12 protein-coding genes, 1 tRNA gene and 1 pseudogene are annotated in these 12276 nt (G+C 60.3%); 7 read left to right on the top strand and 7 right to left on the bottom strand.

Annotated features, from left to right (window positions below; all coding sequences use genetic code 11):
• Positions 1-41: 41 nt before the first annotated feature.
• Positions 42-548, top strand: coding sequence for a DUF1203 domain-containing protein (locus tag N2A41_RS08290; RefSeq protein WP_260110699.1), 507 nt, complete (start codon positions 42-44; stop codon positions 546-548).
• 15 nt (positions 549-563) lie between these two features.
• Here the strand turns inward: N2A41_RS08290 and ald are convergent, their stop codons facing one another.
• Positions 564-1682 carry an alanine dehydrogenase gene (gene ald, locus N2A41_RS08285; protein WP_222383986.1) on the bottom strand — a complete coding sequence of 373 codons (1119 nt, stop codon included), beginning with the start codon at positions 1680-1682 and terminating at the stop codon, positions 564-566.
• A gap of 156 nt (positions 1683-1838) precedes the next feature.
• On the opposite strand from ald, the gene N2A41_RS08280 reads away from it, so the two are divergent.
• The 4 genes from N2A41_RS08280 (at position 1839) to N2A41_RS08265 (ending at position 5987) form a co-directional block, all read left to right on the top strand.
• On the top strand, positions 1839-2300 hold the full coding sequence (locus N2A41_RS08280; RefSeq protein WP_017963987.1) for an Lrp/AsnC family transcriptional regulator: 462 nt from the start codon (positions 1839-1841) through the stop codon (positions 2298-2300).
• Positions 2301-2372: 72 nt separating this feature from the next.
• Positions 2373-3254, top strand: coding sequence for a DMT family transporter (locus tag N2A41_RS08275; RefSeq protein WP_222383777.1), 882 nt, complete (start codon positions 2373-2375; stop codon positions 3252-3254).
• An 84-nt stretch (positions 3255-3338) separates the two neighbouring features.
• Positions 3339-3743 carry a PilZ domain-containing protein gene (locus tag N2A41_RS08270; RefSeq protein WP_222383776.1) on the top strand — a complete coding sequence of 135 codons (405 nt, stop codon included), beginning with the start codon at positions 3339-3341 and terminating at the stop codon, positions 3741-3743.
• 255 nt (positions 3744-3998) lie between these two features.
• Positions 3999-5987, top strand: coding sequence for a bifunctional 2',3'-cyclic-nucleotide 2'-phosphodiesterase/3'-nucleotidase (locus N2A41_RS08265; RefSeq protein WP_260110698.1), 1989 nt, complete (start codon positions 3999-4001; stop codon positions 5985-5987).
• Between the two features lie 74 nt (positions 5988-6061).
• Here N2A41_RS08265 and N2A41_RS08260 read toward each other — a convergent pair whose 3' ends face one another.
• Positions 6062-7030, bottom strand: coding sequence for a LysR family transcriptional regulator (locus N2A41_RS08260; RefSeq protein ID WP_170258141.1), 969 nt, complete (start codon positions 7028-7030; stop codon positions 6062-6064).
• Between the two features lie 139 nt (positions 7031-7169).
• Between N2A41_RS08260 and N2A41_RS08255 the strand changes: the two genes are divergently transcribed.
• Complete coding sequence (locus tag N2A41_RS08255) at positions 7170-7784, top strand: FMN-dependent NADH-azoreductase (RefSeq protein ID WP_162118421.1); 615 nt, start codon at positions 7170-7172, stop codon at positions 7782-7784.
• Positions 7785-7832: 48 nt separating this feature from the next.
• Here N2A41_RS08255 and N2A41_RS08250 read toward each other — a convergent pair.
• The 4 genes and pseudogenes from N2A41_RS08250 to ilvA all read right to left on the bottom strand — a co-directional run.
• Positions 7833-8032: pseudogene (locus N2A41_RS08250) on the bottom strand (TetR/AcrR family transcriptional regulator); the annotation flags it as partial.
• A gap of 29 nt (positions 8033-8061) precedes the next feature.
• Positions 8062-9333: a GGDEF domain-containing protein gene (locus N2A41_RS08245; RefSeq protein WP_017963981.1), complete on the bottom strand. Its 1272-nt coding sequence runs from the start codon at positions 9331-9333 to the stop codon at positions 8062-8064.
• A 236-nt stretch (positions 9334-9569) separates the two neighbouring features.
• Complete coding sequence (locus N2A41_RS08240) at positions 9570-9896, bottom strand: HlyU family transcriptional regulator (RefSeq protein ID WP_260110696.1); 327 nt, start codon at positions 9894-9896, stop codon at positions 9570-9572.
• Between the two features lie 37 nt (positions 9897-9933).
• Positions 9934-11184, bottom strand: coding sequence for a threonine ammonia-lyase (gene ilvA / locus N2A41_RS08235; RefSeq protein ID WP_260110695.1), 1251 nt, complete (start codon positions 11182-11184; stop codon positions 9934-9936).
• A 138-nt stretch (positions 11185-11322) separates the two neighbouring features.
• On the opposite strand from ilvA, the gene N2A41_RS08230 reads away from it, so the two are divergent.
• Positions 11323-11757, top strand: coding sequence for a VanZ family protein (locus N2A41_RS08230; RefSeq protein ID WP_260111117.1), 435 nt, complete (start codon positions 11323-11325; stop codon positions 11755-11757).
• 282 nt (positions 11758-12039) lie between these two features.
• On the opposite strand, the gene N2A41_RS08225 is transcribed toward N2A41_RS08230, so the two are convergent.
• Positions 12040-12124: transfer RNA gene (locus N2A41_RS08225), tRNA-Leu, on the bottom strand.
• Between the last annotated feature and the right edge of the window lie 152 nt (positions 12125-12276).

Below are 12276 nucleotides of genomic sequence, written 5' to 3'. Positions count from 1 at the left end.
TCGTCCAAGTGCATTTCATGGCAATACAAAGGAGATCTATCATGACCGCCATTCGTTTTGTTGCCATGCCGACGACCGACGCCGAACGCCTCTGGAGCGGCGGCCGCGACGCCTATGACAGGCTGCCCGAGACGATCGTCTCCGATGGTCCCGGTCATCCCTGCCGCCATTGCCTTCAGAATATCGATGCCGGCGAGGAGTTGCTGGTCTTCGCCTACCGGCCCTTCCCGGAGCTGCAGCCCTATGCCGAAACCGGCCCGGTCTTCCTGCACAAGCAGCGTTGCGCACGCTACGGCGCCGAAGAGATCATACCGCCGGTGTTGACGACGAGCCGCGACTTCATCGTCCGCGGCTATAGCGAGAACGACCGCATCGTCTACGGCACCGGCGCGGTGACTGAGATCGGCGATATTCCAGCCTATGGCGAGGAGCTGCTGGCCCGGCCTGATATCGCCTATGTGCATGTGCGCTCTGCACGCAACAACTGTTTCCAGTGCCGGATCGACAAGGAAAAGGCGCCGGCCCTAGCGGAGAACGGCGCCTTCTGACCTATAGCCAGGTACTTACGCTACGTTCAGCACGCTCTCCGGCGCGAAGGCCTCGTAGCCTAGCGCGTCGGCGACCGGCTTGCTGGTGATGCGGCCCCTATGGACGTTGAGGCCGTTCCTCAGATGCTTGTCTTCGGCGATGGCGCGCAGACCGCGATCGGCAAGCGCCAGGCCATGAACCAATGTGGCATTGTTCAGCGCGTGCGCCGAGGTGACCGGTACAGCACCCGGCATGTTGGCGACGCAATAATGCACGACGCCGTCGACTTCGTAAGTCGGATCGGAATGGGTCGTCGCATGCGAGGTCTCGAAGCAGCCGCCCTGGTCGATGGCGACGTCGACGATGACGGAGCCCTTCTTCATGCCGGAAAGCATCTCGCGGGTGACGAGCTTCGGAGCGGCAGCGCCTGGAATCAGCACGGCGCCGATAATGAGATCGGCCGAGAAGACTTCCTCCTCCAGCGCCTGGATGCTGGAATAACGCGTGTGGATGCGGCCTGCGAAGATATCGTCGAGCTGGCGCAGCCGCGGCAGCGACTTGTCGAGGATGCTGACATCGGCTCCGAGGCCGGCGGCCATCCTGGCCGCATGCAAGCCGACGACGCCGCCGCCGATGACCGCGACCTTGGCCGGCAACACGCCGGGTACGCCGCCGAGCAGGACGCCGAGGCCACCATTGGCCTTCTGCAGCGCGGTCGCTCCCGCCTGGATCGACAGGCGTCCGGCGACCTCCGACATCGGCGCCAGCAACGGCAGGCCGCCGCGCTCGTCAGTCACCGTCTCATAGGCGATCGCGGTGACGCCGGAGGCGATGAGACCCTTGGTCTGTTCGGGATCCGGCGCCAAATGCAGATAGGTGTAGAGAAGCTGGCCGTCACGGAGCTGCGCCCATTCGCCAGGCTGCGGCTCCTTCACCTTGACGATCATGTCGCACTTTTCGAAGATATCCTTGGCGGAGGCGGCGATCTTCGCGCCGGCCGCGGCATAGGCAGCATCATCAGCGCCGATACCGACGCCTGCCTTGGTCTCCACCCAGACCTCGTGGCCGTGGGCAACATATTCTCGCACCGAAGCCGGCGTCAGGCCGACGCGATATTCATGATTCTTGATTTCCTTCGGGCAACCGACACGCATGCGCGTTCCTCTCATTTTATCTCCGCGGCCGCGGATTTTTTCAGATGAGGAATCCAACCATCAAGACAGTGAAATGTCCTTGCAAAGACGATTTGCGAAGGCGCGATTTTTCGGCGATTATTGCATTCATCCTATCTTTTTTCGAAGGTTCTTCGAATGGCTGATCTCGACACCATCGATCTTGCGATTCTGCGGGCATTGCAGACCAATGCCCGCATCACCAATGCCGAGCTTGCCGAAAGGATCGGATTGTCACCTTCGGCCTGTTCGCGCCGGCTCGACATCTTGGAAAGAAGCGGCGTCATCGGCGGCTACCATGCGCGGCTTTCACACAAGGCGCTCGACTACAAGATGATCGCCATCGTGCATATCTCGCTCTCCGGCCAGTTCGCCAAGACGCTGGCGGAATTCGAGGCAGCAGTGAAGCTCTGCCCGAACGTGCTCGTCTGTTACCTGATGTCGGGCGAATACGACTATATCTTGCGCGTCGCCGCCCGCGACCTTGAGGACTATGAGCGGATCCACCGCGACTGGCTGTCGGCCCTGCCCCACGTCGTCAAGATCAATTCCAGCTTCGCGCTCAGAGAAATCATCGACAAGCCGAATGTCGGGCTTTGAGGCCTTGCATCTTCGCCGAAAGCCTGCCCAGACTTTTCACGCTCGCGGGCGTTTCCCGCTCATTGGCACGTCATGACTTCGAAGACCCAAGGCTATATTTTCGTTCTGCTGGCGCTCACCATCTTTTCACTGCAGGACGCCATCTCGAAACATCTGGCGACGGCCTATCCGCCGATCTTCGTGACGATGATCCGCTATTGGGCCTTTGCGTTTTTCACGATCATCCTCGCTTCGAAGATGCGCGGCGGTATCAGGGCGACGGCCCGCACCAAACGCCCCTTCCTGCAGGTGACGCGCGGCGTTCTGCTTGCAGTCCAGGTGGTTCTCGCCATCACCTGCTTTGCCGTAATCGGCCTTGCCCGTTCACAAGCGATCTTTTCCGCGACGCCGATCCTGATCGCGCTGCTGGCGATGCCGATCCTCGGCGAGCGGGTCGGCTGGCGGCGGTGGTCAGCGATCGGCGCCGGACTGTTCGGGGTGCTGCTGATCCTGAAGCCGGAAGGCGAATTTTTCGACGTGAAGCTGCTTCTCGCCGTCATTTCCTGCTTCAACTTCGCCTTCTACGTCATCGCCACCCGTCTGGTCAGCCGCGACGATTCGTCGATGACCAGCTTCTTCTATACCGGCGTCGTCGGCGGCGTCACGATGACGCTGGTCGGACCGTTCTACTGGAGCTGGATGGCGCCGGGCGACTGGGGCTGGATGGCGCTCGTCTGCATTACCAGCATTTCCAGCCATTATTTCCTGATCCGCGCCTACGATGTTCTCGATGCCGCCGCCGTCCAGCCGCTGACCTATCTGTCACTTGTCTACGCTTCTATCTTCGGCATGGTGATCTATGGCGAAACGCTCAGCTTCAACATGATCGTCGGCTCGGCGATCGTGGTCGCCGCCGGCATCTTTACGGTCTGGCGCGAACATGTGGTGGGACGCAGAGCCCCGGCTGCCAATTGACGTTTCACTGCAATTTTAGCCAAGCCCCTAAAACCATTTCAATTTTCCGGCGCTATGCTCCCCGGCAATACCAAGGGAGACAGTATGACCCGCAACTTGAAAATCACGGCCCGGAAGGCCGACCGGAAAAACTGCCGCGTGTTCGGCCAGGTCAAATACCTGAACAGCCAGGTGGATGCCCGCATCCTCAACCTATCGCCTACCGGTGCGGCCCTGGAGATGAAGGGGCCGCTCCACGCCGCTTCCGGCAGCAAGGTGCGCATCGAGGCCGACAACCTCGGGCTGCTCGAAGGCATCATCCGCTGGAAGCACAATGGCCGCGTCGGCATCCAGTTCGACGTGAATTCGAATGCGCGGGCGCAGATCTCCTCATATTTCCGCTTTTTCCATAAGGAGATGCGGCCGGTATTGGCAGTACGCCCGCTGGTTAGAACCGCCGTCAACGTCGAGCGGACGCCTCAGTCAACAACATCGACGCCAAACTCGTAAGGTTGCCCGGCCTTTGCGTCCAAGGAGCGGCTGAGATCGCTCCAGCGGCTGCGGTTGACACTGACGCCGAGGATGACCTCGCCTTGCGTTTGCGGCACCTGACGCCGGGTGACTGCACCATAAATTGCATTTTGGAGCCATGATGCTTTTCCGGCGGATTGTTTTGACGTCCTGTCATTTTCGCAGTGTACTCCTCGCCAAATCGTCCTAACTCTGACGGGCCGGACGATGCATCATCTTTAAAGGAGAGTTTCCATGTCTTCCATTTTCGATGTTGGCGTGATGAGCCGCCGTTCCCTGCTCGGCGGCCTCGCCGCCACTTCCGCCCTGGTGCTGCTGCACCCTTTCAGCGCCCGCGCCAGCGCCAACCAGGCGCATCTGAGGCTCATGGAAACGACCGACATTCACGTCAACGTCTTCCCCTATGACTATTATGCCGACAAGCCGAACGACACGATGGGCCTGTCGCGCACCGGGACGATCATCGACACGATCCGTGCAGAGGCCGTCAACTCGCTGCTGATCGACAATGGCGACGTGCTGCAGGGCAATCCAATGGGCGACTACATGGCCTATCAGCACGGCATGAAGGACGGCGACGTCCATCCGGTGATCAAGGCGATGAACACACTCGGCTATACTGTGGGCACGCTCGGCAATCATGAGTTCAACTACGGCCTCGACTTCATGTTCAAGGTCCTAGCAGGCGCGAACTTCCCCTTCGTCTGCGCCAACCTGACCAAGGGTCAGCTCGCCTCGGACCCGAAGCAGGACGATCTCTTCTTCAAGCCCTACATCATTCTGGAAAAGCAGATCAAAGACGGCGCCGGCAATGAGAGCCCCGTCAAGATCGGCTTCATCGGCTTCGTACCGCCGCAGATCATGCTCTGGGACATCAAGAACCTCGAAGGCAAGGCGCAGACGCGTGATATCGTCGAGGCCGCCAAGGCCTGGGTTCCGGCCATGAAGGAAGCCGGCGCCGATATCGTCATTGCGCTCTCGCATTCCGGCATCGACGGCAGCGCACCGTCCGAAAGGATGGAGAACGCCTCGCTGCATCTCGCCGCCGTCGACGGGATCGACGCGATCTTCACCGGCCACCAGCATCTCGTCTTCCCCGGCCCGAAGAGCTGGGACGGCGTGGCCAATGCCGACCCCGTCAAGGGCACGCTGCACGGCAAGCCCGCCGTGATGGCCGGCTTCTGGGGCTCGCATCTCGGTCTTATTGACCTGCTGCTCGAAAAGGACGGCAACAGCTGGAAGATCGTCGATTTCACCTCGGAAGCACGGCCGATCTATCATCGCGACGACAAGAAGAAGGTGGTTGCCGACTACGCCGACAAGAAGGACGTGATCGAAGCCGCCAAGGCCGAGCACGAGGCGACACTTGCCTATGTCCGCACCCCGGTCGGCAAGACGTCCGCGCCGCTCTATTCCTATTTCGCGCTGGTTGCCGACGATCCCTCAGTGCAGGTCGTCAGCCAGGCCCAGACCTGGTACATCAAGCAAATGCTCGCCGATACCGAGTTCAAGGACCTGCCGGTGCTTTCGGCGGCGGCCCCCTTCAAGGCCGGCGGTCGCGGTGGCGCCGACTATTACACCGACGTTCCGGCCGGCGACATCGCCATCAAGAACGTCGCCGACCTCTATCTCTACCCGAACACGGTGCAGGCCGTTGCCGTCACCGGCGCCCAGGTGAAGAACTGGCTCGAAATGTCGGCCGGCATGTTCAATCACATCGAGGCCGGCTCGAAGGATGCGGCGCTTCTCAACACCGATTTCCCGTCCTACAATTTCGACGTGATCGACGGCGTCACCTACCAGATCGACCTGTCGCAGCCGCCGAAATATGATTCATCAGGCAAACCGATCCATCCGGACGCCAACCGCATCCAGAACCTCGCCTTCAACGGCAAGCCGATCGATCCGGCTCAGAAGTTCGTCGTCGTCTCGAACAACTACCGCGCCGCCGGCGGCGGCAATTTCCCTGAGATCAAGGCGGACAAGGTAATCTTCCAGGCGCCTGATACCAACCGCGACGTCATCGTCCGCTATATCCATGATCAGGGCACGATCAATCCGTCGGCCGACGCAAACTGGACCTTCAAGCCGCTCCCGGGTACGACCGCAACCTTCGAAAGCGGCCCGAAGGCGAAGCAGTTCCTCGCCGAGGTCAAAAGCGTGAAGATCGAGGATGCCGGCGAAGGGGCCGACGGTTTCTCGAAGTTCAGGCTGGTTCTTTAGAGCAATTTCCAGGAAAAGCGGAACCGCTCTAAATTGAAGACAATATCAGCGAAGGCGCGGCACCCGCGCCTTCGTCATTCTGCCGCAAGCGGCGTAGCGGGTTCAGACAGTTCCGCCATCCGAGCATGGAAATCGGCCTGGCTCGGGCAGGCGGAAAGCCGCGTGCGAAATGCGTCGATCATCCAGGTGGCGGCTGGTCCGGGCGGGTTGGCGAGTTGGCGCACCGAATATATCGGATACTCCCCCTGTTCGTAGGCATCCAGATCGAGATGGACGAGCGTGCCACTGACGAGATCGTCATGGATCACAGAAGCCGGAAGGCCGCCCCAGCCAAGGCCGGCCTTGATGAGCTGGTGCTTCGTTGCAATATCGCTGACGCGCCATGTCTTGTAGGACAGAACGTTGAAATCGCGCCCCTTCGTCCGGCCCGACGCATCGGTGACGACGAGTTGCACTTCCTCGCGCACGTCGCCCAGCGTCAGCGGCCGACCGATCCCGGCAAGCGGGTGGTTGCGCGCGGCAACGGGCAACATGAAGGAATGACCGATCCGTTCCGTGACGATCGAATCGTCCTGCTTGACGACCGCGCCACCAATTCCGACGGTCGCCTTGCCGCTCAGGACGAGATCCATGACCATTCCGAGCTCGCCGACGTTGAGGCTCAACGAAACGGATGGAAACATCTCGCGAAATTCGCGCAGAACCTCCACCAGGGCTCGCGAAGGCACCATGACGCTGATGGCGACGGAAACCTCCGCTTCGAGCCCTTCCCTCAGGCTTTTGACGCGCGCCCGCATAAGCTGCAGGTCGCCGAGAATGCGCCGCGCATCCTCCAGCATCGCCTTGCCCGCCTCCGTCAGCTTTGGCTGGCGTGCGCCGAAGCGCTCGAAAAGCGGCACTTCGAGCTGCGCTTCGAGATTGGCGATCGTATAGCTCACGACTGACTGTGCACGGTTCAGCGCCCGCGAGGCGGCCGAAAAGCTGCCGGTCTCGGCAACGGTCAAAAACACCTGCAATTGGTCCAGAGTCGGGTTCGGCAGCATCTTCTATCCATTCCATCGATAGTTTCGATCGACATTATCACCGTTTTTTCGATAGCAGGCCAGACCTATTTTCCTCATCGAGACTGCGGCTCACCTCCCAGCAAGGGGCCGTCAAATCCCATTCGAAAGGAAATGCACCATGTCGTCCATCCTTCTTCTGACGTCCAGCCCGCGTGCCGAATCGCTCTCGACGCCGATCGCCGTCGATCTCGCCGAAAAGCTGAAAAGCCAGAACCCGGGCAGCGTCGTCGTTCGCCGCGACCTTGCCGCCAACCCGCTGCCGCACATCGATGACCTCTTCACCGGCGCGATCCGCAAGCCGGCCGAGGCCCGCACCGCTGAGGAAGCCGCGGCCGTCAAGACCTCCGACGAGCTTGTCAACGAACTGCTCGCCGCCGACAAGATCGTCATCAGCACCGGCCTCATCAATTTCAACATCTATTCGTCGCTGAAGACCTGGATCGACAACGTCGCTCGCGCCGGCCTGACCTTCAAGTACACCGAAAGCGGCCCGGTCGGCCTCGCAACCGGCAAGAAGGTCTATGTGGTGCTCGCCTCGGGTGGCGTCTACTCGCAGGGCCCGGCCGCCGCCTTGAACCATGCCGTGCCGTACCTGAAGTCGGTTCTCGGCTTCCTCGGCATCAGCGATATCGAGACCATCTATGTCGAAGGCCTGGCCTTCGGTCCGGAAGCTGCCGAAAAGGCCATCGACGCCGCCAAGTCGCGCGTCCAGGAAATCGCACTGGCCGCCTGATCGGCTCGTCGACGCTCGATGGAACGGCCGGCTTCTGCCGGCCGTTTTTCATTTGTTGATATCGGCGGCGAGACCTCGGACCTCGCCAGGTTTCCGGCCGAGAGTTCTTCATCGGACGAAATCCCGGCAAGGCCGACGCCGCCGGCCATCATCGCGAAGGCCATGATCGCCTTGCGACGTCTTTCTCCTTCGTCCGCTCCCGCAGCCTTGCTCGCCAGTGACGCGAAATTACGCCTAAGCCCGTCGCTATTGTCTCCTACGGACGCTTTCTTTCGTTCTAACTGAGTTTCACCACACCGGAGCGGCCGACGACGCAGTTGCGGCCGCTCTTCTTGGCGGCGTAGAGCCTGCCGTCGGCAGCCGTCAGCACGGCGGTGAAATCGATGCCGTCCTCGTCGGCAGTCGCAACGCCGATGCTGACCGTGATCGGCCTGTCATCCGGCGTCTTGACGCTGGTTGCGATCGTCCAGCGCAGCCGCTCGGCAAGCAGCAGACCTTCTTCGTGATCGGTGCCTGGACAGACGGCCACGAACTCCTCGCCGCCGAAGCGGAAGACACGATCACTCGAGCGCAACGTCGTGCCCAATCGGGCGGCGATCGCCTTCAGCACCTCGTCGCCCTGGAGATGGCCGTAGCCGTCATTGACATCCTTGAAGTGATCGGCGTCGATAATGAGGACGGTGGCGAATGACCCCTGCTTCAGTGCCTCGAGCAGCATCAGCGGCGCTTCCATTTCCATGCGCGTCCGATCATAGACGCCAGTGAGCATGTCGCGGCCGGTGCGCTCCAGAAGATCGTTGTAACGCTCGCGGAACGTCAGGTCGCCGAACACGTCGCTGATGGAGCGTGCGGACCCGCCCGCACCGACGCGGCGAATACGATATTCATAGAACGCGAACATCGCCGCGTAGAGGCAGACGGCAAGCATTTTCGCCTTCCATCCGCCCCAGAATGCGGCGATCGGCACATCCAGGAAGTAATGCAGTGCGGCGAAGAAGCCGATCTGGTCGAAGGTCAGCAGCACGAAGCCCGAAATCAGGAAGCGCAGGACGACGCGGCGGCGAAAGAAATCGCCGAGTTTTTCGTAAAGCAGGATGATGCCGAGCGAATCGACATAGAGCAGTGCCGTGCCCCAGACCATCAGCCAGCCCATCTCCTTGAGGAAATCGACGTCGGGTGTGTGGTTGGCCGATATCTGCAGCGGCTGGTGCAACTGAAGCACCCAGGCAATAGCAACGGTGAGCAGGTTGCCGAGGAACAGGCCGTAGATCGGTTGGCGCACCGTCGCGGCATCTTCCTGCAGGTAAAGCATCAGGATCATCATCAGCTTGCCGGAGAAGAAGATGGATGAGCCCGGCGACACATCCCCGAACGGCAGCGAGACGTAGAAGACCGCCGCCAGATAGGTCTCCATGAAATGCATGACGCCCAGCGCCGTCAGGAAAACCCCGAGACCAAGCCGATGACGGAAATGCAGAAGCGTCACCATCAGCACGAAATAGGCAATGGCTTCGACGACGAAGAGAACGAGGTTGAGTGTCTCCATCATGAGACCTCGGCTCCGGACGCTCGGCCTCCGGCTGGCGCGGCGATCACGACAGCGAATCTTCTGGTCAATCGTCCGAAACAGTCAAACACGAGGGGGTGTCCTGCAAATTCTGCAGGCGATACCTTTCACCGCAATCCTTTAAGATTGCGTGAGTGAGAAGGCGCTCGCTGGAGCGCACACCGGTCATACACAGGAATAGTTGCAGCCGGTATTTAGGAGCTATGCCGGATCCTGATTCAGACCTGACGAAGCTTCTCGCCGTCACCAAAGAGCGACGAACCATGCTGATCGATGATCTGCTGCGCCTTGCGCACCGTGCATTCGATCGCATCATCGGAGGAGGAAAACAGATCGGCGCGGATGAAATTGCGCACCAGCACCTCGTCGCCGACCTTCTTTTCGATGCGGCCGGCAAGGCGATACTGGCCACCTTCCTTACGCGGCTCGGCATAGATCGTGCAGTCGCCGTAAAGCTGCGGCTCGCCCGAAGGACCTGCCGCCTCCGTCGCCGGTTTGCCGCCGCCGGAGAACATCGAAAAGATATTTGAAATGAACGAAGCCATGCTCCGCCTTTAGCACGGCGATATCGCTGTCGCCAAGTCAAATGATCAGGTTGGCGAGGATCTCGTTTTCGGTGATATCCTCGTAACCCATGCCGGCTGCTTCGAAATTTCCGATCAGCCGGGCGAAATTCTCAGGCGCTTTGGTTTCAATGCCGATCAGGATGGAACCGAAGTTGCGCGCCGATTTCTTCAGATATTCGAAGCGGGCGATATCGTCGTCGGGGCCGAGCAGATTGAGGAAATCCCGGAGCGCACCAGGGCGCTGGGCGAGCCGCAGGATGAAGTATTTCTTCAGCCCTGCGTAGCGCATGGCTCTTTCCTTTACGTCAGGCAGACGCTCGAAATCGAAATTACCGCCGGAGACGACGGCAACGATGGTCTTGCCGCGGATCGCTTGGCCGTCCATCGCGGCGATCGCCGTCAGCGACAGGGCGCCGGCCGGCTCCAGTACGACGCCCTCGACATTCAGCATCTCCTGAATGGTGACGCAGATGGCGTTCTCCGGCATGAGTTGCACCTGGCTTGCCGGAAAATCGCGAAGAGCCGCGAAATTCAGGTCGCCGATGCGCGCCACTGCAGCGCCATCGACGAAATTGTCGACCTTGGGAAGCGTCGTCACCCTGCCCGCCTCAATGCTGCGCTTAAGGCTCGGCGCGCCGGCCGGCTCAGTGAAGACGAAAGCCGATTTCGGCACCGTGCCGTCGAGATAACTGGTGATGCCGGCGGCAAGTCCGCCGCCGCCAACCGGCAGGACGATCATGTCCGGCACCGTTCCTTCCGGCAGCTGCTGCATGATTTCGGCGGCAACGGTCGCCTGGCCTTCGATGATGTCAGCATGGTCGAAGGGCGGCACCATGACTCCACCGACCGCCTCCACATGTTCGCGGGCGGCTTGGTAGCACTGGTCGAAGAAGTCGCCGAACAGCCGGATGGTGATGAATTCAGCGCCGAACATACGGGTCTTGTCGATCTTCTGTTGCGGTGTCGTCACCGGCATGAAGACGACGCCCGGCACGCCGAAATGGCGGCAGACGAAGGCAAAGCCTTGGGCGTGATTGCCGGCCGAGGCGCAGACGAAGGTCTTGCCGGCAGCACCCTGCCCGATCGCCTTGCGGAAGAAATTGAAGGCGCCACGGATCTTATAGGAGCGCACCGGCGACAGGTCCTCGCGCTTCAGCCAGATATCGGCCCCGTAGCGGGCCGAAAGGTGATCATTGAGCTGCAGCGGCGTTGCCGGAAAAAGGCTGCGCATCGCCTCTTCAGCGCTTTCGACATCAAGTCTCGTCACGGGCGTGGTCCATTCTCTCAATTAGCCACCGCCGCTATTGCACAGGCCGGCCGGCAAAAGAAAGCCCGTTTCGCCCGTTTCCGGTTCGCTCCCGGATCGGTTCGCTCCGAGGAAGGCTTTCTTAAGCCAATCGCGAAATTGGCGGCACATGAACTGATTTTAACTGTCAATGAAAAGGGCAGCCACTTATATCAAGCTATGATGATCTTCAAATTCGCAAAACCGCTCGCCTGGCTGCTGCTCGCCTTCATCATCTTCGTCACGGTTTCACCGATCGGAGAGAGGCCGAATACAGTCACGATGGTCGATGTTGACCGCGCGGTTGCCTATCTACTTCTCGGCCTCGCCTTCGCGCTTGCCTATCCGAAACAATGGAAAACGGTGGCCGTGCTGCTGATCGTCGGCGCATTCGCCATCGAAGGGCTGCAATATTTCGCGCCGACCCGCCATCCGCGCCTACACGACGCGAGCATCAAGGCGATTGGTACAGCCTTCGGGCTGCTGGCCGGCTGGGTAATCAACAAATGGCGCGATACGAAGGCGCCAAACGCCCTTCCGTTCGCAGAACGCTGATTATCTCGAATTAGAAATCGCCCAACTGCACTGCCCAGAAGAACAGTGGTATCGCGGCCAGTGCAGTTCCGAGAACAAGCGCGACACTGGTCTTGAAGACCCGGATGCGCCTAGTTCTTGCTCCACTCCAATCGTAAACCATCGTCTTACTCCCACAAGACAACACTTACTCAACCGCCGCGGCGCAATCCTTGCACCGAAAATGTCATATGCAAGCAATAGAGCGCTTTTATCCACAATATACACGCATAATACAAGCATATTCGAACGCGATTATGAAGGTGGTGCGGGCGACGGGGGTCGAACCCGTACAGCCAAGGCCGAGGGATTTTAAGTCCCTTGCGTCTACCAGTTTCGCCACGCCCGCTTGCGGCGTTTTCAATATCTTGCGTCATGGGCGATGGGAAGAGCCGCAAGCGGTAAAAATCATGCCTGTTTTGGCCAGTTGCACCGCCGAATGATCCGTCACACATTTTCCGCCCGAAAACCGCGGCCGATCAAAGGGGCCCTCGGTCTGTT

This window comes from Rhizobium sp. SRDI969 (assembly GCF_025152725.1).
GTDB lineage: Bacteria > Pseudomonadota > Alphaproteobacteria > Rhizobiales > Rhizobiaceae > Rhizobium > Rhizobium leguminosarum_I.
The sequence above is the reverse complement of the archived record's forward strand: the minus strand, read 5'-3'. Positions and strand labels throughout refer to the sequence as shown.